The organism is Enterobacter sp. UNJFSC 003 (genome assembly GCF_036903355.1).
Taxonomy (GTDB): domain Bacteria; phylum Pseudomonadota; class Gammaproteobacteria; order Enterobacterales; family Enterobacteriaceae; genus Enterobacter.
The window spans coordinates 54,681-76,746 of sequence record NZ_JBAKHK010000003.1 but is presented as its reverse complement, the minus strand read 5'-3'; the positions used below and the strand labels follow the sequence as shown (position 1 = coordinate 76,746).

Annotated in this window: 19 protein-coding genes; 11 read left to right on the top strand and 8 right to left on the bottom strand. The window is 60.1% G+C overall.

The features are described from left to right. Nucleotides 1–28: 28 nt before the first annotated feature. The gene (locus tag V5P19_RS10500; RefSeq protein ID WP_334402917.1) at nucleotides 29–2,278 is read right to left on the bottom strand and encodes a TonB-dependent siderophore receptor; all 2,250 of its coding nucleotides are present in this window, start codon (nucleotides 2,276–2,278) and stop codon (nucleotides 29–31) included. Nucleotides 2,279–2,381: 103 nt separating this feature from the next. On the opposite strand from V5P19_RS10500, the gene fes reads away from it, so the two are divergent. Genes fes through entF form a run of 3 tightly spaced genes read left to right on the top strand, consistent with a single transcriptional unit; the run spans nucleotide 2,382 to nucleotide 7,703 of the window. Next, on the top strand, nucleotides 2,382–3,626 hold the full coding sequence (fes, locus tag V5P19_RS10495; RefSeq protein WP_334402915.1) for an enterochelin esterase: 1,245 nt from the start codon (nucleotides 2,382–2,384) through the stop codon (nucleotides 3,624–3,626). 10 nt (nucleotides 3,627–3,636) lie between these two features. After that, entirely contained in the window at nucleotides 3,637–3,849 is a 213-nt protein-coding gene (locus tag V5P19_RS10490; RefSeq protein ID WP_334402913.1) for an MbtH family NRPS accessory protein, read from the top strand. Next, the gene (gene entF, locus V5P19_RS10485; protein ID WP_334402910.1) at nucleotides 3,846–7,703 is read left to right on the top strand and encodes an enterobactin non-ribosomal peptide synthetase EntF; all 3,858 of its coding nucleotides are present in this window, start codon (nucleotides 3,846–3,848) and stop codon (nucleotides 7,701–7,703) included. Before V5P19_RS10490 ends, entF begins: the two co-directional genes overlap by 4 nt. A gap of 10 nt (nucleotides 7,704–7,713) precedes the next feature. On the opposite strand, the gene fepC is transcribed toward entF, so the two are convergent. The 3 genes from fepC to fepD are packed head-to-tail and all read right to left on the bottom strand — an operon-like array spanning nucleotide 7,714 to nucleotide 10,504. Beyond that, complete coding sequence (gene fepC, locus V5P19_RS10480; protein WP_334402908.1) at nucleotides 7,714–8,514, bottom strand: iron-enterobactin ABC transporter ATP-binding protein; 801 nt, start codon at nucleotides 8,512–8,514, stop codon at nucleotides 7,714–7,716. Further along, a complete protein-coding gene (fepG, locus tag V5P19_RS10475) occupies nucleotides 8,511–9,500 on the bottom strand; it encodes an iron-enterobactin ABC transporter permease (RefSeq protein WP_334403494.1) in 990 nt (329 codons plus the stop codon). The genes fepC and fepG overlap by 4 nt, the downstream gene beginning before the upstream one ends. Continuing rightward, nucleotides 9,500–10,504, bottom strand: coding sequence for a Fe(3+)-siderophore ABC transporter permease (fepD, locus tag V5P19_RS10470; protein WP_334402905.1), 1,005 nt, complete (start codon nucleotides 10,502–10,504; stop codon nucleotides 9,500–9,502). Before fepD ends, fepG begins: the two co-directional genes overlap by 1 nt. A gap of 109 nt (nucleotides 10,505–10,613) precedes the next feature. On the opposite strand from fepD, the gene entS reads away from it, so the two are divergent. Continuing rightward, nucleotides 10,614–11,861 (top strand): enterobactin transporter EntS, encoded by a 1,248-nt coding sequence (entS, locus tag V5P19_RS10465; protein WP_334402903.1) that lies wholly within the window; start codon nucleotides 10,614–10,616, stop codon nucleotides 11,859–11,861. A gap of 34 nt (nucleotides 11,862–11,895) precedes the next feature. Here entS and fepB read toward each other — a convergent pair whose 3' ends face one another. Next, entirely contained in the window at nucleotides 11,896–12,855 is a 960-nt protein-coding gene (gene fepB, locus V5P19_RS10460) for a Fe2+-enterobactin ABC transporter substrate-binding protein (protein WP_334402901.1), read from the bottom strand. Between the two features lie 187 nt (nucleotides 12,856–13,042). On the opposite strand from fepB, the gene entC reads away from it, so the two are divergent. From entC to V5P19_RS10425, 7 genes are all read left to right on the top strand, one after another. Next, the gene (gene entC, locus V5P19_RS10455) at nucleotides 13,043–14,218 is read left to right on the top strand and encodes an isochorismate synthase EntC (protein ID WP_334402899.1); all 1,176 of its coding nucleotides are present in this window, start codon (nucleotides 13,043–13,045) and stop codon (nucleotides 14,216–14,218) included. A 9-nt stretch (nucleotides 14,219–14,227) separates the two neighbouring features. Then, a complete protein-coding gene (entE, locus tag V5P19_RS10450) occupies nucleotides 14,228–15,838 on the top strand; it encodes a (2,3-dihydroxybenzoyl)adenylate synthase EntE (protein ID WP_334402898.1) in 1,611 nt (536 codons plus the stop codon). Between the two features lie 10 nt (nucleotides 15,839–15,848). Then, entirely contained in the window at nucleotides 15,849–16,703 is an 855-nt protein-coding gene (locus V5P19_RS10445; RefSeq protein WP_334402896.1) for an isochorismatase, read from the top strand. Further along, a complete protein-coding gene (entA, locus tag V5P19_RS10440) occupies nucleotides 16,703–17,458 on the top strand; it encodes a 2,3-dihydro-2,3-dihydroxybenzoate dehydrogenase EntA (protein WP_334402895.1) in 756 nt (251 codons plus the stop codon). The genes V5P19_RS10445 and entA overlap by 1 nt, the downstream gene beginning before the upstream one ends. After that, a complete protein-coding gene (entH, locus tag V5P19_RS10435; protein WP_334402893.1) occupies nucleotides 17,459–17,872 on the top strand; it encodes a proofreading thioesterase EntH in 414 nt (137 codons plus the stop codon). It begins immediately after the preceding gene. 215 nt (nucleotides 17,873–18,087) lie between these two features. Further along, nucleotides 18,088–20,193, top strand: coding sequence for a pyruvate/proton symporter CstA (gene cstA / locus V5P19_RS10430; protein WP_334402891.1), 2,106 nt, complete (start codon nucleotides 18,088–18,090; stop codon nucleotides 20,191–20,193). 62 nt (nucleotides 20,194–20,255) lie between these two features. Then, entirely contained in the window at nucleotides 20,256–20,453 is a 198-nt protein-coding gene (locus V5P19_RS10425) for a YbdD/YjiX family protein (protein WP_334402888.1), read from the top strand. Here V5P19_RS10425 and V5P19_RS10420 read toward each other — a convergent pair. The 3 genes from V5P19_RS10420 to V5P19_RS10410 all read right to left on the bottom strand — a co-directional run bounded on the left by V5P19_RS10420 (nucleotide 20,450) and on the right by V5P19_RS10410 (nucleotide 22,058). Next, nucleotides 20,450–20,854: a helix-turn-helix domain-containing protein gene (locus V5P19_RS10420; RefSeq protein ID WP_176610920.1), complete on the bottom strand. Its 405-nt coding sequence runs from the start codon at nucleotides 20,852–20,854 to the stop codon at nucleotides 20,450–20,452. The two genes, V5P19_RS10425 and V5P19_RS10420, sit on opposite strands and share 4 nt — an antisense overlap. Further along, nucleotides 20,829–21,131 (bottom strand): type II toxin-antitoxin system RelE/ParE family toxin, encoded by a 303-nt coding sequence (locus V5P19_RS10415; RefSeq protein ID WP_334402883.1) that lies wholly within the window; start codon nucleotides 21,129–21,131, stop codon nucleotides 20,829–20,831. The genes V5P19_RS10420 and V5P19_RS10415 overlap by 26 nt, the downstream gene beginning before the upstream one ends. Nucleotides 21,132–21,314: 183 nt before the next feature. Then, complete coding sequence (locus tag V5P19_RS10410) at nucleotides 21,315–22,058, bottom strand: 3-oxoacyl-ACP reductase family protein (protein ID WP_334402881.1); 744 nt, start codon at nucleotides 22,056–22,058, stop codon at nucleotides 21,315–21,317. Nucleotides 22,059–22,066: the final 8 nt, after the last annotated feature.

Below are 22,066 nucleotides of genomic sequence, written 5' to 3'. Positions count from 1 at the left end.
GGGAGAGGGAATGATTGACTTCAGTGCCTTAAAAGTGCGTATTCACGCTCATATACCAGGTACGACCCGGTTCATTATACGTGTATGCCCCTGCACCGTACATATACGCGCCGGTAGTGGCGTTACCCGTGGTCTGGGCATTCCCCGCGCGCCACTGGCGCTTATCAAAGACGTTATCAATCCCGCCCGTCAGGCTGACGTTTTTGGTCACATCCCAGGTCGCGCTCAGGCCAACGATGCTGTACGGGCTGACTTCGTCCTTCTCAGACCCGGTCACAGGCTGACCTTTATAGTTGTATTTCTTCGGCTGCTGCTTGCCGTACCAGGTGAAGGTCGACTGCAGCGACACGTCCTGATGAACCTGCCAGCTCAGGGTTGAGTTCAGCGTGTACTCCGGGATGATCGACAGACGATCGCCGGTCTCTTTGTTCTTGCTTTGCAGCATGTAGGTGATGTTGTTGGTCCAGTTGATCGTGTCGCTGACCGGCACGTTCAGAGAACCTTCCAGACCTTCTACCACCGCTTTTGGCACGTTTTCCCACTGATAAATATCGGTGGTGACTTTACTGGTGGACGTCTGGCCGATTGGCGCGTAGCCCGCTTCAATCTTGTCGCGATAGTCGTTACGGAACCAGGTCACGCCCGCCAGCCAGCCGTCGTGTTTCCATTCCAGACCAATCTCTTTGTTGATGCTGGTTTCGGCTTTCAGGTCGTCGTTACCCATCATGTAGCAGCCGACGCCGTCAGAGCTTGCGTAGCATCCTTGGCCTTTGCTGTAGAGCAGGTAGTTCGGGTTGGTCTGGTACAGGCTCGGCGCTTTGTAGGCGCGTGCGATACCCATCTTGAGGGTGAAGTCATCACCCAAACCCTGGGACAGATTCAGGGACGGACTCCAGTTGTTTCCCACGATGGTGTGGTGGTCGAAGCGCAGGGCCGGCGTCAGCATGGTGCTGTCGGTCAGCTCCATGTTGTTCTCTGCGAACAGAGAGAAGATCTCCGCTGAAGAGTACGGGCTGCGATCGTCGCTCATGCCGGGAATGATGCCGCCTTGCTGGGCCTGTGAATTGGAGGTGGAATCCTTCATGCGCTGCTGGTTCCACTCGGTTCCCAGCGTCAGGTTCTGGTTGACCAGGAAATCAATTGGCAGGTTAATTTCGCTGTGCAGCATCACGTCGGAGAGGTCGGTGTCGGTGAATTTATTGCTGTTGAACAGACCTTCCAGACCGCCCGCCAGCCCTTCGCCCAGACGTGAGTTGCGGGTGTGTTCGTACTGCCCCCAGTTGCTGGTGGTGATGCCGTTATCCCAGCCGCCGTTCCAGGTGACCGCGAAGTTCTGACGGTAAATACGGTTGGTCTCTTTACCGTAGTTTTTCTTCACCAGGCCGTTGCTGCTGTTATCGTTATTGGTGTTTTGCGTATCGCCCGCGTAGAGGTTGTTCTGGCGGCTGTAGCCCGCTTCAAATTCCAGGGACTGCATAGGCGCAAAGTCCCAGCGCACCACGCCGTTGATGTCTTTATTCTCTACCCCTTCACGGCCTGCGGGCAGTGTGTCGGCGTAGGCACCGGTACGATCGGATTGATGGCCCTGGTTGATGTCCCACGCATCGGCCTGCGTTTTGTCCAGGTTGCCGTACATGCGGAAGCTGAAATCGCCGCCCAGCGGGCCGCTCAGACTGAAGTTGGTACGCTTGGTGGAACCTTCATCTTTATGTTCTGGCGCGTTCAGGTAGGTGTTCCACGAACCATGCCACTGGCTGTCGAACTTTTTGGTAATGATATTCACCACGCCACCTGCCGCACCGTTGCCGTAGCGTGCCGCGGCCGGACCGCGGATCACTTCGATGCGTTCGATCATCTCAGGCGGAACCCAGCCCGTATCACCGCGGGTATCACGCTCGCCGCGCCAGCCCAGACGAATGGAGTTGCGGCTGGTGACCGGCTTACCGTCAATCATGATCAGGGTGTTTTCCGGCCCCATGCCGCGAATGTCAATATGACGGTTGTTACCGCGCTGGCCGCTGGTGGAGTTACCGGTCAGGTTAACGCCCGGCATGGTACGGATGATTTCAGCGACGTCGCGAGCGGGCGGGTTTTTACGAATTTGATCGGCCGTGATGGTCGATACGCCGGGCGCCTGCAGGTTCTGCTCTGCAGCGGTGATCACCATCGTATCTTCGTGCTGCGCGGTGGTGGTGCTGTCTTCCGCCATGGCGGGCAGCGTGACGCCGTAAATCCCTAAGTTGACCAGCAAGGCCAGAGAGTGAATCTTCTTATTCATTTTACGTCCTGCTTTTATGGTTATTTTATGAACGCGCTTCCCACAGCGCGGGCACTACGCTATTGCAAATGCAAATAGTTATCAATAATATTATCAATATTATTTGTCTTGTAGCAAAAAAAGACGCGATAAATTTGAGGTTATAGTGACGGCGTTAACAACGGGAAGTGAGGCCTGGTGGCAGTCAAAAAACGGGCCTGAATGGGTGCGAGAGCAGGATAACTATCGCGTCACGTTCTGGTGGCGCGATCCGGCAGGCACGCAGACAACATCGGACGTAAAGCGCGTCTGGCTCTATATTACCGGCGTAACCGATCATCATCGAAATGCCCGCCCGCAATCCCTCGAACGCATTCCCGATACTGACGTCTGGCAGTGGCAGGGCGCGTTCAGCCCCGAGTGGCGCGGGAGCTACTGTTTTATCCCCTCTGTGCATGAGCACGTTTTTGCCGATGCGGTGTTTGAAGGCGAGCAGCCCGAGCGCATGGCGCTGCGCGAAGGCTGGCAAAAATTGCTGGCGTATGCGGTTTCCGACCCCCTGAATTCACAAAGCTGGCGCGGCGGGCGCGGTCACGCCGTCTCGGCGCTGGAAATGCCTGAAGCCCCGGTACAGCCGGGCTGGAACCGACCAGATACGCCATACAAAAAGCCTGTCTGCATCGAATGGAAAAGCAATCGGCTGCGTAATCGACGCCGCGTCTGGATTTTTACTACAGGTGAAGAGGGCTCAGAGCGCCCGCTTGCCGTTCTGCTCGACGGCCAGTTCTGGGCCGAAAGCATGCCCGTCTGGTCCGCGCTGACGGCGCTTACCGACGACGGCAAATTACCCCCGGCGGTCTATGTGCTGATCGACGTGATAGATACCGCGCACCGCAGCCGCGAGCTGCCCTGTAACCCAGATTTTTGGCTGGCGGTGCAGGAAGAACTTCTCCCGCGCGTGAAAACAACGGCGTCCTTCAGCGATCGTGCAGACCGTACGGTGGTGGCGGGTCAGAGCTTTGGCGGACTCGCTTCACTCTATGCCGGGTTGAACTGGCCGCAGCGATTTGGCTGCGTGCTCAGCCAGTCCGGCTCGTACTGGTGGCCGCACCGGGGAGGACAGCGGGATGGGCTGTTAATCGAACAGCTTAGAACGGGTGATAAAACCGCGCGCGGGCTGCGCATCGTCCTTGAGGCCGGGCGCAACGAGCCGCTTATCTTCCGCGCGAATCAGGCCATTTATGCCGAACTACAACACACACAGCAGCCGGTTATCTGGCGTCAGGTTGACGGCGGTCACGATGCGCTTTGCTGGCGCGGTGGGCTGACGCAGGGGCTGATGACGCTCTGGCAGCCGCTTATTCATTAACGGAGTCTGTATGGAATTCAGTAATCCTTTCGATAATCCGCAAGGACAGTTCGCCATTTTGCGCAATGACCAGGCGCAGTACAGCCTGTGGCCGCAGCAGTGCGCGCTACCCGCGGGGTGGCGCGTAGTCTGCGACGCACAATCACAGGAAGCCTGCCAGCAGTGGCTTGCCGAACACTGGCAAACATTAGAACCGACCTATTTCGCGGAGGAGAACGCATGAGCCGTCTCCCGCTTGTCGCCGCCCAGCCGGGTATCTGGATGGCAGAACAACTTTCTACCCTGCCAAACGCCTGGAGCGTGGCGCACTACACCGAGCTGAAAGGCGATATTGACGCGCCGCTGCTGGCAAAAGCGATTGCCGCGGGCATGATGCAGGCCGATACCCTGCGGATGCGTTTTGCCGAGGATAACGGCGAGGTGTGGCAGTGGGTCGATGACACCTTCATTCTGCCGGAGCCGTCCATCGTTCGCGTTACCTCTCACGACGACGCCGTGGCGCTGATGGAGGCCGATCTTAACCAGAACCTGCGCGTCGACAGCGGGCAGCCGCTGGCGTTTCACCAGCTGATTCAGGTGGGGGAAAGCCACTGGTACTGGTATCAGCGCTATCACCATCTGGTGGTGGATGGCTTCAGCTTCCCGGCCATTACCCGCCAAATCGCCGAGATTTACGCCGCGTGGAAAAAGGGTGAACCGACGCCTGCATCCCCGTTTACGCCGTTTGCCGAGGTGGTGGACGAGTATCAGCGCTATCGCGACAGCGAGGCATACGCGCGCGACGGTGCCTTCTGGGCAGAGCAGCGCAAGCAGCTTCCTTCTCCGGTCTCGCTCTCTTCCGCGCCGCTGCCGGGACGCGCCGCCACTACCGACATTCTGCGCCTGAAAATTGCAATGGACGGCCGGGCCTTTAGCCAGCTTGCACAGGCGGCAGGGCAGGTGCAGCGCACCGATCTGGCCCTTGCGCTGGTGGCGCTGTGGCTGGGCCGCCTGACTGGACGGCTGGACTACGCGGCCGGGTTTATCTTTATGCGCCGCATGGGGTCGGCGGCGCTAACCGCGACCGGACCGGTGCTTAACGTGCTGCCGATGGCGGTGAATATCGCCCCGCAGGAGAGCCTGCCCGAGCTGGCGATGCGCCTCGCGCAACTGCTGAAAAAAATGCGTCGCCATCAGCGTTACGACGCCGAGCAGATTGTCCGCGATAGCGGGCGCAGCGCAGGCGATGAAGCCCTGTTTGGTCCGGTGCTGAACGTCAAGGTGTTCGACTATCAGCTGGACATTGAGGGCGTGGAGGCCATCACCCATACGCTGGCAACCGGCCCGGTTAACGATCTGGAGCTGGCGCTGTTCCCGGACGAGCAGGGCGGGTTGAGCATCGAGATCCTCGCCAACAAACAGCGTTACGATGACGCCACGCTGGCCCGTCACGCGGCGCGCCTGAACGCGATGCTGCGGCAGTTTGCGGCGAATCCGGATCTGCGCTGTGGTGAAGTGGAAATCGTTTCCGAGCAGGAATATCAGCAGCTCGCTCGCATCAACGATACCGGACTGGCGTTGCCGTCGGCGACGCTGGCGAGCCTGGTGGCCGAGCAGGCGAGCAAAACGCCGGACGCCCCCGCGCTGGCGGACGCGCATATTGAGCTGAGCTATCGTCAGATGCGCGAGCAGGTGGTAGCGCTGGCAGCATTGCTGCGTGAACGCGGCGTAAAACGAGGTGACAGCGTGGCGGTGGCGCTGCCGCGCTCGGTTTTCCTGACGCTGGCGCTGCACGGTATCGTGGAGGCGGGCGCCGCGTGGCTGCCGCTGGATACCGGCTATCCGGACGATCGGCTGCGGATGATGCTTGAGGACGCGAAGCCGTCGCTGCTCATCACCACCGACGAGCAGCTTCCGCGTTTTAGCGATCTGCCCGTTACCCGATTTAGTTACAATACACTATTACCTGCTACCGACGGTGAGCCACTGAATCTGGCGAAGCCGGAGCAGACCGCGTACATCATCTTTACGTCTGGCTCCACCGGCCGCCCGAAAGGGGTAATGGTGGGACACACCGCCATCGTTAACCGTCTGACGTGGATGCAAAACCATTATCCGCTCGACGCGCGTGACGTGGTGGCGCAGAAAACGCCGTGCAGCTTTGACGTGTCGGTGTGGGAATTCTGGTGGCCGTTTATTGCCGGGGCAAAGCTGGTGATGGCCGAGCCGGACGCGCACCGCGATCCGCAGGCGATGCAGCGTTTCTTCGCGCAATACGGGGTTACCATCACCCACTTTGTGCCGTCGATGCTGGCGGCGTTTGTCGCCTCGCTGACGCCGGAAAACGTTAGCTGCTGTAAGTCGCTAAAGCAGGTGTTCTGCAGCGGGGAAGCGCTGCCGACCGAACTGTGTCGTGAATGGGAACAGCTGACCCATACGCCGCTGCATAACCTCTATGGCCCCACGGAAGCTGCGGTTGATGTGAGCTGGTATCCGGCCTGCGGCGCGGCGCTGGCGGCCGTTGAAGGCAATAGCGTGCCGATTGGTTTTCCGGTGTGGAACACCGGGCTGCGCATTCTGGATGCGATGATGCGTCCGGTGCCGTTTGGCGTGGCGGGCGATCTCTATCTCACGGGCATTCAGCTGGCACAGGGGTATCTTGGCCGTCCGGATCTGACGGCGAGCCGCTTTATCGCCGACCCGTTTGCGGCAGGCGAGCGGATGTACCGCACCGGTGACGTTGCCCGCTGGCTGGATAACGGCGCGGTGGAATATTTGGGTCGCAGCGACGATCAGCTAAAAATCCGCGGCCAGCGCATCGAGCTGGGGGAAATCGACCGCGCGATGCTTTCGCTGCCAGACGTCGCGCAGGCCGTGGCGCATGCCTGCGTGTTCAACCAGGCGGCCGCCACGGGCGGCGATGCGCGCCAGCTGGTGGGGTATGTGGTGTCTGAATCGGGTTTACCGCTGGATCGCGACGCACTGCTGGAATCGCTGAAGGCACAGCTGCCGCCGCATATGGTGCCGGTGGTCCTGCTGCAAATCAGCGCGTTGCCGCTAAGCGCGAACGGCAAGCTCGACCGCAAGGCGCTACCGCTGCCTGAACTGAACCGTAAAACCTCGGGACGTGCGCCGGAAAGCGAAACCGAAGTCGCCGTGGCGCAGGCGTTCTCTGCTCTGCTGGGCTGCGAGGTGAACGATATCGACGCCGACTTTTTTGCCCTCGGCGGACACTCGCTGCTGGCGATGCGCCTGGCCGCGCAGCTCAGCCGTGCGTTTTCACGCAGGGTGACGCCGGGACAGATTATGGTTGCCTCCACGGTCAACAAGCTCAGCGCGCTGTTGGACTCGCAGGTGAACGACGAGCAGGCGCGGCGTCTGGGATATGAAACCCTGCTGCCGCTGCGTGAAAGCGAGGGCCCAACGCTGTTCTGCTTCCATCCGGCGTCCGGTTTTGCCTGGCAGTTTAGCGTGCTGGCGCGCTATCTCAGCCCGCGCTGGTCAATTATCGGCATTCAGTCGCCGCGACCAGGCGGACCGATGCAGCAGAGCGCGGATCTGGTTGGCGTGATTGAACATCACCTGAATACCCTGCGAACGCAGCAGCCGCAGGGGCCATATCATCTGTTGGGCTATTCGCTCGGCGGCACGCTGGCGCAGGGCATTGCCGCACGCCTGCGCGCGCAGGGTGAAGAGGTCGCGTTCCTCGGCCTGCTGGATACCTGGCCGCCGGAAACGCAAAACTGGGCGGAGAAAGAGGCCAACGGCCTTGACCCGGAAGTGCTGGCGGAAATTGAACGCGAGCGACAGGCGTTTATCGCCGCGCAGCAGGGGCGGGGCTCCAGCGAGCTGTTTAACGCCATTGAGGGCAACTACGCCGATGCGGTGCGGTTGCTTACCACGGCGCACAGCTCACGCTTTGACGGCAAAGCGACGCTGTTTGTTGCCGAACGCACGCGAACCCAGGACCCTGAGGTCGCCTGGGCGCCGTGGGTGGGCGAGCTTGAGGTATACTGTCAGGATTGTGCCCACGTGGATATCATTTCGCCGCAGGCGTTTGAGGAGATTGGACCGATGCTGAAGGAGATTTTGGGATAATAGGAGGGGATCAGACCGCGCGTTTGCCCAGCGGCACAACCAGCGGTGTCCCCGCCACCGGATCGTCAATAATCATGCAGCGCATGCCGTAGATCCGCTCGATCAGGTCCGGGGTCACAATCTCTTTTGGCGCGCCCTGGGCCACGATCTCCCCGTCGCGTAGCGCAATCAAATGCGTGGCGTAGCGGCAGGCCTGATTCAAATCGTGCAGCACGGCCGCCAGGGTGTAACCCTGCGCGCGGTTTAGCTCGCTCAGCAGTTCCAGCAGGTCAATCTGATGGCTGATATCCAGCCAGGTCGTCGGCTCGTCCAGCAGCATGATGGCGGTTTCCTGCGCCAGCACCATGGCGATCCACGCCCGCTGTCGCTGTCCGCCGGAGAGCGTATCCACGCTTTGCTGGGCGAGTTCACTCATGCCCGTCGCCTGCATCGCCCGGTTTACCGCTTCGTCATCCTCTTTGCGCCAGCGGGTAAACAGCGGCTGGTGCGGATAGCGACCGCGGGAGACCAGCTCCTGCACCGTGATATCCCCTGGCGTGGTGGCGTTTTGCGCCAGAAGCCCGATGCGCCTGGCCACCTCTTTACTGGCGAAGCGCTGGATCTGCTCGCCGTCGAGGAATACGCTGCCCTCAACCGGCGTCATCAGGCGGCTGAGGGTGCGCAACAGGGTCGATTTGCCGCAGCCGTTCGGGCCAATAATCGCCGTAAAGTGGCCGTCCGGGATCGCAACGGTCAAATCCCTGGCGATGATTTTTTTGCCGTAGCCGAGGGTTAAATTTTCGCCGCGCAAGCGGGAGGCTAAGTCTGTCATTTCTTGCGTGACTCCTGAACGAGCAAGACGATGAGGTAAATTCCGCCAAGGCTGACGGTCACGACGCCCACCGGAAGTTGATAAGGCATAAACAGCCGCTGGGCGCAGAGATCGGCAGCCAGCAACAGCAGCGCGCCGCACAGCGCGGCCTGGGTCAAGCCCCAGCGCGCCGTACCGCTGAGGCGGCGGGCAATATGCGGTGCGACAAGGGCAATAAACGAGATCGGCCCGGCGATAGCGGTAGCGGCGGCGGTGAGTAATACGGCCACCAGCATGAGCATCAGGCGCGAGCGCTCCACGCCCACGCCCAGCGCGCAGGCGCTGTCGTCACCCATCTCCAGCAGGCGCATGCGCCGCACCAGCAGCAGCGCGCCGATAAACATCAGCAGGATCAGCGGCGCGGCCGGCCAGGTTTTGCCCCACGTCAGGCCGTTAAGTGAACCGGCGTACCACAGTCCGGCGGAGAGGGCTGTGTCCAGCGAGGCCTGCAGCAGAAGCCAGGTGTTAAACGCCATCAGCATGGCGCGAACGCCGATCCCAATGATGATTAAGCGGAAGGTATCGATGCCGTTGCGCCAGGCAAGCAGCCAGATAACCAGCGATGTCAGAATGCCGCCCGCCATCGCCGTAAAGGTAATGGCCGTCAGGTGCTGACCAAACAGCACCATCGCCACCAGCACGCCGCTCCAGGCGCCGGTGTTAAGCCCCATGACGTCCGGGCTGCCCAGCGGGTTGCGCATCAGCGACTGGAAAATCGCGCCGCTGACGCCAAGCGCCGCGCCTACCAGTATCGCCATCGCCACGCGCGGCAGTCGCCATTCGGTTACCACGAGGGTGATGTTGCGCGGCGCGCTGCCGACGAGCGCGTGAAAGACCTGGGTCAAGTCGAGCGTGACCGCGCCGCTGCGCAGGCTCCAGACCGCCATCAGCACGATGGCGATCGCCAGCAGGGATATGCTGGCCACTAACCGGCGGGACGGGGCCATCATGCGCCACCTCCGCGTTTACGGCGTACCAGGAAGATGAGCATCGGCGCGCCGATAAAGGCGCTAACCACCGAGACGCGCAGTTCGCCGGGGACTAAAAGACGACCAAGAATATCGGCAAACAGCAGCAGGGCAGGGGTTGCCAGCAGCGTCGCCGGCAGAGACCAGCGATGATCCGCCCCCACCAGCCAGCGTGACATATGCGGCATCATCAGCCCGATAAAGGCAATCGGGCCAACCACCGCCGTCGCGCTACCGCACAGCACGGTGATCGCCACAAGCCCCATCAGCTGGGTGCGCGCCACGCGGTTGCCAAGCGCCGTTGCGGTGTCGCTGCCGAGGCTCAGGCTGTTCAGCGCCCGGCTTAAAAACAGCGCTACGGCAGCGGCGATAATCACCGGGATCGCCACCACTTTCAGGGTTTCGAGGGTACGGATATCCAGCGAGCCCGCTTGCCAGAAGCGTAGTCGATCGTAGACATCGGGATTGAGCAGGGCAATGCCGTTGGATAACCCTTCCAGCACCGCCGCGAGCGCCACGCCCGCCAGCGTTAAGCGTACCGGGCTGAGCTGTCCGCCGCCCTGACTGCCGGTAAACGCCACCACCAGCGAGGCAGCCAGCGCGCCGCAAAAGGCCATCGCCAGCTGTTCAGACGGTGAGGTGAAGCCGAACAGCGCGGCGCCGAGCACAATGGCAAAACTCGCCCCTGAATTCACGCCGAGAATGCCGGGGTCGGCGAGCGGGTTACGGGTCAGGGTTTGCATCAGCGCACCGGCAAGGCCCAGCGCGCCGCCCGCCAGCAGGCCGGCAAGGGTGCGGGGCAGACGCGCGTCAAGCACGATGATGCAGTCGGCGTTCTGACAGGTACCGGAGAGCGCATCGACAATAACGGACGCGGGCAGCGGCTTCGCGCCAACCAGCAGGCTGAGTGCAATCGCAAGGATCAACAGTAGCAATAAAACGGGCACGGCAACGGCGCGCACCGCAGAAGAGGAAAACGACATAGCAACATCCATGAATTGATAATGATAGTAATTATCGTTATCTATCTTATTTGGCTATGTTAGCATGTGCCGCCATGGAAATGGTAGATCGACACCTCAAGGCTTTGTCATGAATCAAAAATCCTGGCTGCTCAACCTCAGCCTGCTCAACACGCACCCGGCGTTTCGCGCCGTCTTTATCGCCCGTTTTATCTCCATTTTATCCCTCGGCCTGCTCGGCGTTGCCGTGCCGGTGCAAATCCAGACCATGACCCACTCCAGCTGGCTAGTGGGGCTTTCCGTCACCTTAACCGGTGGCGCGATGTTTATTGGCCTGATGGTGGGGGGCGTGCTGGCGGATCGGTACGAGCGTAAAAAGCTGATCCTGCTGGCACGCGGGACGTGCGGCGTCGGGTTTATTGGTTTGTGCCTGAACGCGATGCTGCCAGAACCGTCGCTGATTGCCATTTACGCGCTGGGATTGTGGGATGGTTTCTTTGCCTCGCTCGGCGTCACCGCGCTGCTGGCGGCCACGCCTGCGCTGGTCGGCCGAGAAAATTTGATGCAGGCGGGAGCCATTACCATGCTTACCGTGCGTCTGGGATCGGTGATTTCGCCGATGGTCGGCGGCCTGCTGCTGGCGACCGGCAACGTGGCGTGGAACTACGGCCTCGCGGCGGCGGGGACCTTTATCACTACCCTGACGCTGCTGCGCCTGCCGCAGCTGCCGCCCCCGCCGCAGCCGCGTGAACACCCTTTGAAGTCCCTTATGGCGGCGATCCGCTTTTTGTTCAGCAACTCGCTGATTGGCGGCATTGCGCTGCTCGGCGGTCTGCTGACCATGGCGAGCGCGGTGCGCGTGCTCTATCCCGCGCTGGCGGGCGAATGGCAGATGAGCGCCTCGGAGATTGGCGTGCTTTATGCCGCCATTCCGCTTGGCGCGGCCTGTGGCGCGCTGACCAGCGGCAACCTGGCGCAGAGCGCGCGTCCGGGTCTGATTATGCTGCTGGCGACGCTGGCCTCGTTTATTGCCATTGGGTCTTTTAGCCTGATGCCGGTATGGGCGCTGGGCGTCATTTGTCTGGTGATATTCGGCTGGCTGAGTGCCATCAGTTCTTTGCTGCAGTACACCCTGATTCAGACTCAAACGCCGGAAGGCATGCTGGGACGCATTAATGGCTTATGGACCGCGCAAAACGTGACGGGCGATGCGATAGGGGCGGCGATCCTCGGCGGACTGGGAGCGATCGTGACCCCGGTGGTCTCGGCGAGCAGCAGCGGGTTTGCGTTGGCCGCGGTTGGCGGGATTTTAGTGTTGGTGCTGGCGGAGTTGCGACGCTTCAGGCAAGAGATTACGTTGAACGACGGTGCGGCGTGACGCCCTCTCCCTTGCGGGAGAGGGCGAGAAATGCCTACTTAAACAACGTATTCAATCTGTCTAACACCCGCATCGCGCTGTAATAATCCAGGCGGAAGGTCTCTGTTCCCAGCGCCCAGACGCGTTTGTTCTGCACCGACGGCAAATGCGCCAGCAGCGGGTTGGCGTAAATCGCGTCGACATCCTTCTGGTCTCCGGCAAACAGGAATAAACCTTCTCCGTTCAGGCCTGTCGCCAGGTTTTCACCGCCTAACTGAATAATGTCGTGGCGTTTTCCCTGGCTTTTCGAGGTATGTAACCCGGGCGGCAGCTCTGCCAGCGTAAAGCCCAGCTGATGCAGCAGCTTGCCCTGGGCAGATTCCTTGGTCCACAGGTTGGCTGAATGCGCAGCGGCGGTGTAGACGATGGCATTTACCGGCTGCGGCGGCAGCGTCATTTGCTGTTTCACCTGCGCGAGCCGTTGATCAAATTCCGCGATACGTTCAGCGGCCTGTTTTTCCTGCCCGGTAATTGTCCCCAGCTGCGTCAGCAGCGCCTGCCAGCTTTTGTCGTCGTAATTGATGATAAGCGTCGGCGCGATGGCTGAGAGCTGATCGTACAGCGCCAGGGCAGAATCGCCGCCGGTGGCGCTAATCAAAATGAGATCGGGCATCTGAGCGGCAACCGCTTCGGCGCTCGGTTCACCTATGTACAGGCGTGCCAGCTTGCGCTGTTTTGCAATCTCTCCCCACTGACGTAAAAACCCCTGCGCGTCGGCCACGCGGTTGTTTGGCGTGGTGGCACCGCTGGCGACGACCGGCGCGTCAATCGCCAGCAGGGAGCCGGTCAAGGTCACGCTGGTGGAGACAATACGCGCGGGTTTGCTCTCCAGAGTCTGCACGCCACGGCTGTCGGTCACCTCACGCGGCCAGTCGGCGGCGATGGCTGAGGTAAGTCCTAAAACAAAAAGTCCTGTTAAAAGAAGAGCATTACGGCAAGTAGCAGGGAGTTTCACAAAGCAGCATCCTGTTTTTGTTAAAGTTAATGCTTCTCATTTTCATGATTGTGGGGCGAGATGCAAGCGTTAGTCACATAAGTTGTTTGCTCTGCGGTTGACACCGGCGCGTTGTAGGATTAGGTTAGCCGACGAAAATATAAATGATAATCATTATTGCTTCTTTTATCATTTTGAGGAGGATGAAATGGATACGTCCCTGGCTGAGGAAGTTCAGCACACCGCTACCACGCTGCAATCAGACAGCTTTTTCTTTATGTCGCCTTACCGCAGTTTTACCACGTCAGGCTGCTTTGCCCGCTTCTCTGAATCCGCCGTTGGCGGCGACGATCCGTCGGGTCATTTCCAGCAAAAATTAGCCCTGGCCTTTCAGAACGCGAAAGCCAGCGGAATTGCTCACCCGGTGATGGTGGGCGCAATCCCATTCGATACCCGCAAGCCGTCGTCCCTGTTTATTCCGCAACGCTGGCAGACCTTTTCCCGCCCCGCGCGCCAGAAGTCGGCTCGTTATGTCTCCGGCCTGCAGGCGCTGAACGTTGAAAAACGCACCGAGATACCGCAGCAGCCCGTCTTTGAAGAGATCGTCGCCCGCGCGGCGAAGCTTACCGCCACGCCGCAGGTGAACAAGGTCGTACTGTCGCGCCTGATTGATATCGCTACCGATAAAACCGTTGATAGCGGGGCCATGCTGGAGCGTCTGATTGCACAGAACCCGGCAAGCTTTAACTTCCACGTGCCGCTGGAAGACGGCGGCGTACTGCTTGGCGCAAGCCCGGAACTGCTGCTGCGCAAAGAGGGCGCGCACTTCAGCTCGCTGCCGCTGGCAGGCTCCGCGCGTCGTCAGCCGGACGATGTGCTGGATCGCGAGGCGGGCAATAAGCTGCTGGCGTCGGAAAAAGACCGCCACGAACACGACCTGGTTACCCAGGCGATGAAGGCCATTCTGGCGCCGCGTAGCCATCATCTCAGCATGCCGTCTTCCCCGCAGCTGATCACCACCCCAACGCTGTGGCATCTGGCGACGCCGGTGGAAGGTGAGGCGCGTGCGAACGAGAACGCGTTAACTCTGGCCTGTCTGCTGCATCCGACGCCTGCGCTGAGCGGTTTCCCGCATCAGGCGGCAAAACAGCTGATTGCCGAGCTGGAGCCGTTCGACCGCGAGCTGTTCGGCGGCATCGTCGGCTGGTGTGACAGCGAAGGTAACGGCGAGTGGGTAGTGACGATCCGCTGCGCGCGCCTGCATGAGAAGTCCGTTCGCCTGTTTGCCGGCGCGGGCATCGTGCCTGCCTCCTCCCCGGTAGGTGAGTGGCGTGAGACCGGCGTGAAACTCTCTACCATGCTCAACGTTTTTGGTTTGCACTAAGGAAGACTCATGACCATTCCCTTTACCCGCTGGCCTGAGGATTTTGCCCGGCGCTACCGTGAAAAAGGCTACTGGCAAGATCTGCCCCTGACCCACATCCTGACGGATCGTGCGGATAACGATGCGACGGCCATTATTGACGGCGACCGCCGCGTGACGTACCGCCAGTTCAATCAGGCGGTGAACAACCTGGCTTCCACACTGCAGGCGCTGGGTATGCATCGCGGTGAAACGGCGCTGGTTCAGCTTGGCAACGTAGCAGAGTTTTACATCACCTTCTTTGCGCTGCTGCAGGTTGGCGTGGCGCCGGTCAATGCGCTCTTCAGCCATCAGCGCAGCGAGCTGAACGCGTATGCCGCACAGATCACCCCCGTGCTGCTGATCGCCGATCGCGAGCATCCGCTGTTTGCGGGCGATGCGTTCCTGAATACGTTTGTCGATGAACACCGCTCGGTGCGCGCTGTGCTGCTGCGGGGCGATACGGGCGGACATGCTCTGGAAACGGCGATTGACCGCCCGGCGGATAATTTTATTCCGAATCCCACTCCCGCTGACGAAGTGGCATTTTTCCAGCTCTCCGGCGGCAGCACCGGCACGCCGAAGCTGATCCCGCGTACGCACAACGATTACGACTACAGCATTCGCCGCAGCAACGAAATTTGCGGCATTACCGCGAACACCCGTTACCTGAACGCGCTGCCCGCGGCGCATAACTACGCCATGAGTTCGCCGGGATCGCTGGGCATTTTTACTGCGGGCGGCTGCGTGGTGCTAGCCAGCGACCCAAGCGCCACGATTTGCTTCCCGCTGATTGAAAAACACCAGATTAACGTGACCTCGCTGGTGCCTCCAGCCGTCAGCCTGTGGCTGCAGGCAATATCTGAAGGTGCGGGTAATAAGCAGCTTCGCTCCCTGACGCTGCTGCAGGTGGGCGGCGCGCGCCTGTCCGCCACGCTTGCCGCGCGCATTCCGGCCGACATTGGCTGCCAGCTGCAGCAGGTGTTTGGCATGGCGGAAGGGCTGGTGAACTACACCGCGCTCGACGATACGCCGGAGCGCATCATCAATACCCAAGGTCGCCCGATGTGTCCGGATGATGAAGTGTGGGTGGCGGATGAAAACGGTCGTCCGCTGCCGCGCGGTGAAGTCGGGCGCCTGATGACGCGCGGGCCGTACACCTTCCGCGGCTATTTTAACAGCCCGGAACATAACGCCAGCGCCTTTGATGCTGACGGCTTTTACTGCTCCGGCGATCTGATCGCCATTGACGAGCAGGGCTATATCACCGTGCAGGGACGCGAGAAAGATCAGATTAACCGCGGCGGCGAGAAGATCGCAGCCGAGGAGATCGAAAACCTGCTGCTGCGCCATGAGTCGGTGATCCACGCCGCGCTGGTCAGCATGGAAGACAGCCTGCTGGGCGAGAAGAGCTGCGCGTATCTGGTTGTAAAACAGCCCCTGCGCGCGGTCGAGGTGCGTCGCTTCCTGCGCGAGCAGGGCGTTGCCGAATTCAAGCTGCCGGACCGCGTGGAGAGCGTGGAGGCGCTCCCGTTAACGCCCGTCGGCAAAGTCGATAAGAAACAGTTGCGCCTGTGGCTTGCTGAACGCGCCCAGGGCTGAGGAACAGAGTATGACCATTCCAAAATTAACCGCATACGCGCTGCCAACCGCCGCGGACCTGCCGAATAACAAAGTGAACTGGGCGTTTGAGCCTGAGCGTGCCGCGCTGCTCATCCATGATATGCAGGAGTATTTCCTGAACTTCTGGGGCGAAAACAGCGCGATGATGCAGCAGGTGGTCGCGAACATCGCGAGGCTGCGTGCATACTGCAAAGAACACCATATTCCGGTTTACTACACCGCTCAGCCGAAAGCGCAGAGCGACGAAGACCGCGCCCTGCTGAACGACATGTGGGGGCCGGGCCTGACCCGCTCGCCGGAGCAGCAGCGTATCGTGTCTGAACTGACGCCCGACGAAGCCGATACCGTGCTGGTGAAGTGGCGCTACAGCGCGTTTCATCGCTCGCCGCTGGAACACATGTTGAAAGAGACCGGACGCAACCAGCTGTTGATTACCGGCGTTTACGCCCACATCGGCTGCATGACCACCGCCACCGACGCCTTTATGCGCGATATTAAACCGTTCTTTATTGCCGACGCGCTGGCGGATTTTACCCGCGACGAGCATCTGATGTCCCTCAACTACGTGGCCGGGCGTTCTGGCCGCGTGGTGATGACCGACGAACTGCTGCCGTCCGTCCCGGCCTCAAAGGCCGCGCTGCGTGAGATGATCCTGCCCCTGCTGGACGAGTCCGATGAGCCGATGGATGACGAAAACCTGATCGACTACGGTCTGGACTCGGTGCGCATGATGGCGCTGGCCGCCCGCTGGCGCAAAGTGCATGGCGATATCGACTTCGTGATGCTGGCGAAAAATCCGACGCTCGACGCCTGGTGGGCGCTGCTTTCCCGCGAGGTGAAGTAATGGCGGGGTTCGATTTTACCGGTAAAAACGTCTGGGTGACGGGCGCGGGAAAGGGCATCGGCTACGCGACGGCGCTGGCGTTCGTTGACGCGGGGGCGCAGGTGACCGGGTTCGATCTGGCGTTTCCGCTCGGCGATTATCCCTTCGCCACCGAAACGATGAACGTTGCGGATCCTGCTCAGGTCAGCAACGTTTGCGGCCGCGTGCTCACTACTCTTGATCGCCTGGACGTGCTGGTCAATGCTGCCGGCATTCTGCGTATGGGCGCAACGGATGAAATGTCGCAGGAGGACTGGCAGCAGACGTTTGCGGTCAACGTTGGCGGGGCGTTTAATCTGTTCCAGCAGACGATGGGCCAGTTCCGTCGTCAGCAGGGCGGGGCGATTGTCACCGTGGCGTCTGACGCCGCGCATACCCCGCGCATTGGCATGAGCGCCTATGGCGCCTCGAAGGCCGCGCTGAAAAGCCTGGCGCTGACCGTCGGGCTTGAGCTGGCGAGCAGCGGCGTGCGCTGTAACCTGGTGTCGCCAGGGTCAACCGATACCGATATGCAGCGCACCCTGTGGACGAGCGATGATGCCGAGCAGCGGCGCGTTCGCGGCGTTGGCGAGCAGTTTAAGCTGGGTATTCCGCTGGGCAAAATTGCCCGTCCGCAGGAGATTGCCAGTACGGTGCTGTTCCTCGCCTCCGATGCCGCCAGCCACATCACGCTGCAGGATATCGTGGTGGACGGTGGTTCCACGCTGGGGGCGTAGATGATCTGGAAACGTCACCTATCGCTTGAAGAACTTAACGCCACCAGCCTGAACACCCTGGTGGCGCATCTGGGCATCAGCTATACCCGTATCGGCGACGATACGCTGGAAGCGGAAATGCCGGTGGATGCGCGTACTCACCAGCCGTTTGGCCTGCTGCACGGCGGGGCATCGGCGGCGCTGGCGGAAACGCTTGGGTCGATGGCCGGCTTCCTGATGACCCGCGACGGACAAAACGTGGTGGGAACGGAGCTTAACGCAACGCATCACCGCGCGGTGGCGCTCGGCAAGGTGCGCGGGGTATGTCAGCCGCTGCATCTCGGGCGTTCCAGCCAGAGCTGGGAGATTGTGGTGTTTGACGAGCAGGGACGGCGTTGCTGCACCTGTCGGTTGAGTACGATGGTGCTGGGGTGAGCCGCGCGGTAAGGCAAGGCTAGGGCCTAAAAAGATCATACAAATCATCCCGTAAGGCGGCGGCTACATGACTGCGCGAAAGTGATCGGCTTAACAATGTGGTGTAAATCTCTGGTTTGACCACGCATTATTGCGTTTCAAAGTTGTTAAATATTTGCCGTTGTTCTAGAAACAAAATGTAACATCTCACTGTTTCACTACAACGGACAACATCTATGAACAACTCAGGGAAATACCTTACATGGGCAGGGCTCTCCGTTGTGGGAGCCTTTGCCCTGGGCTATATCGCCCTCAACCGGGGGGAGCAAATCAATGCGCTCTGGATTGTCGTCGCCTCCGTCTGCATTTATCTGATTGCGTATCGTTTTTATGGCCGCTTTATTGCGAAGAATGTGCTGGGCGTCGATGCCACCCGCATGACGCCGGCCGTTCGCCACAATGACGGTTTGGACTACGTTCCTACGGACAAAAAAGTGCTGTTCGGTCACCATTTTGCGGCGATCGCTGGCGCAGGGCCGCTGGTGGGACCGGTGCTGGCGGCGCAGATGGGCTATCTACCTGGGATGATCTGGATCCTGGCGGGCGTGGTGCTGGCAGGCGCGGTGCAGGACTTTATGGTGCTGTTCGTTTCTACCCGTCGCGACGGGCGTTCGCTCGGCGAGCTGGTGAAAGAGGAGATGGGGCCGACCGCCGGTGTCATTGCGCTGGTGGCGACCTTTATGATCATGGTGATCATCCTCGCGGTGCTGGCGATGATCGTGGTGAAAGCCCTGACCCACAGCCCGTGGGGAACCTACACCGTCGCCTTTACCATTCCGCTGGCGCTGTTTATGGGGATTTATATCCGCTATCTGCGCCCCGGGCGCATTGGCGAAGTGTCGGTGATTGGTCTGGTATTCCTGGTGTTCGCCATTATCTCCGGCGGCTGGGTAGCGGAAAGCCCGACCTGGGCACCGTTCTTCGATTTTACCGGCGTACAGCTGACCTGGATGCTGGTGGGCTACGGCTTTGTGGCGGCGGTGCTGCCGGTATGGCTGCTGTTGGCGCCGCGTGATTACCTCTCTACCTTCCTGAAAATTGGCACCATCGTGGGTTTGGCGATCGGCATTTTGATCATGCGTCCGACGCTGACCATGCCAGCGCTGACTAAATTCATTGATGGCACCGGCCCGGTCTGGACCGGTAACCTGTTCCCGTTCCTGTTTATCACCATCGCCTGCGGCGCGGTGTCTGGCTTCCACGCGCTGATTGCCTCCGGTACCACACCGAAGATGCTGGCGAATGAAAACCAGGCCTGCCTGATTGGTTACGGTGGGATGCTGATGGAGTCCTTCGTCGCGATTATGGCGCTGGTTTCCGCCTGTATTATCGATCCGGGCGTGTACTTTGCGATGAACAGCCCGATGGCGGTACTGGCTCCGGCCGGAACCGTTGACGTGGTGGCGTCTGCCGCGCAGGTGGTGAGCGGCTGGGGCTTTGCAATTACCCCTGAAACGCTAACGCATATTGCCAATGAGGTCGGTGAGCAATCGATCATCTCCCGTGCGGGCGGTGCCCCGACGCTGGCGGTGGGCATGGCGTACATTCTGCACGGCGCGCTGGGCGGGCTGATGGATGTGTCGTTCTGGTACCACTTCGCCATTCTGTTCGAAGCGCTCTTTATTCTGACGGCGGTGGATGCGGGCACGCGTGCGGCGCGCTTTATGCTGCAGGACCTGCTGGGCGTGATCTCTCCGAACCTGAAACGTACCGATTCGCTTCCCGCTAACCTGCTGGCGACGGCCCTGTGCGTGCTGGCGTGGGGGTACTTCCTGCATCAGGGCGTGGTCGATCCGCTGGGCGGCATTAACACCCTGTGGCCGCTGTTCGGTATTGCCAACCAGATGCTGGCGGGGATGGCGCTGATGCTCTGTGCCGTGGTGCTTTTCAAGATGAAGCGCCAGCGTTACGCCTGGGTAGCGTTACTGCCAACCGCGTGGCTGCTGATCTGTACCCTGACGGCGGGCTGGCAGAAAGCCTTTAGCCCGGACAACAAAGTGGGCTTCCTGGCCATCGCGAATAAGTTCCAGGCGATGATCGACAGTGGCGCGATCCCACCGCAGTACACCGAATCACAGCTCTCACAGCTGGTGTTTAACAACCGCCTGGATGCCGGGCTGACTGTCTTCTTTATGGTGGTGGTCGTGGTGCTGGCGATGTATTCTCTGAAGACCGCCCTGGCCGCGCTGAAAATCGACAAGCCAACGGCGAAAGAGACACCGTATGAGCCAATGCCTGAGAATCTGGACGAGATTGTGACCCAGGCGAAAGGGGCACATTAACTCGACATACCCCTCACCCCAGCCCTCTCCCCACAGGGGAGAGGCATCAATGAGAATTAACGATGTTTGATACGCTTTCCAAAGCCGGTAAATACTTAGGTCAGGCCGCTAAAATGATGATCGGCGTGCCGGATTACGACAACTACGTTGAGCATATGCGCGTCAACCATCCGGACCAGGAGCCGATGACCTACGAAGCGTTCTTCCGCGATCGTCAGGACGCCCGTTACGGCAGCAAGGGCGGGCCGAAATGCTGTTAACCCTCTTTCGGTAAATAGAGGCTGATCTGTTCTTGCTTACAGCCGTAAATGGCCGCCAGCTTTTCGCGGGTGCGTTTTTGCGGACGGGAGTCGAGGGCTTCCAGCTGTGACACGGCGGACTGGCTGATGCCGAGTTTCTCCGCCACCTCCTGCTGAGACATGCCGCGCAGAATGCGCCAGGCGGCCTGCAGGCTGACGTTTTGGCTGTGCATTACGTTGCAGACCTCTCCCGGTAGGCCTACGTTATCGTAGATGTCTGACTCATAGGGAATATCCTCCCAGTCGTTTTCATCGTCGTCGTCGTACTCCAGCATGGCTAAGCGCATACGAAAGTATTCACCGTAAGGAATGACGACATACTGGTTTTTTCCTTCTTCATCCTTTATGAACTGAATAGCCATATTCCGTATGCTCCTCATGAAGGTAGGTGGTAGTTGTTCGGCGTTTAACTGCCACTACGTAGCAGGTATCGCCCGGCGGATCCCCAAAGGTGTAAATAACCCTGTAATCACCTAAACGCAGCCTGTAGTGGTTTTCGGGAGAAGATAATTTCTTGATATCCGATACAGGTGAAGTTTTATCATCCATCTTCTCCAGCCTGCTTTTAATGCAGTTCTGATACCGGTTATCGATTTTAGAAAATTGTTTCTCTGCCGTTTTTGACCAGACAATCTTCATCCGTACCTCCACTGTACGCCCACACAAAACATAAGGAAATAATAAGACTATTAGATAAATTCCGAATTTCTTATGGGGTACTGTAGAGCGGAGAACAAACGCAAGTAAGAGGCAAAACGCGAACCGTCGAGGCGGCTCGTAAAGGCCTCCGCCGGACGGCAGAGGCTTGCACAGAATATGCGATCAGGCGTTCAACCCGCCGTCAACGTCCAGCCCCGTGCCGGAGATCTGCCCGGCGGCCGGGCTTGCCAGGAAGGTGACTGCGGCCGCGACATCTTCCGGCTGTCCATAATGACCTACCGCAATAAGCTGGCGCTGAGAGTCGGCCTGTTCACCGTCTTCGGGGTTCATGTCACTGTTGGTCGGGCCGGGATGCACCAGGTTAACAGTGATGCCGCGTGGCCCCAGATCGCGCGCCAGACCGCGGGTGAAGGAGTTGAGGGCGGATTTGGTCATTGCGTAAACGGTGATCCCAGACTGCGCCACGCGGTTTGCCAGACAGCTGCCGATGTTAATAATGCGCCCGCCGTCAGAGAGATGAACCAGCGCTTCCTGGGTGGCGATCACCACGCCGCGAATATTGACGTTGATAAGGGCATCGATGTCCGCCAGGGTCATGGACTCCAGCGGGCCGCCGCGTGCGATGCCGGCGTTGTTGACCAGAATATCCAGCCCGCCGAGGGAGCGCGCCGCATGCGTGACGGCATCCTGAATGGCCTGTGCATTCGCGCTATCCGCCTGAACGGCCTCGCCGTGCCGCCCAAGCGCCTTTATCTCATCGGCCACGGCCTGGGCTTTATCGTGAGATTTTTCATACGTAATAACCACATCGGCACCCGCGCGTGCCAGAGACAGTGCAATAGCACGACCCAATCCGCGGCTGGCGCCGGTAACCAGCGCCTTCTTACCTGTTAAATCGATCTGCATGATGACCT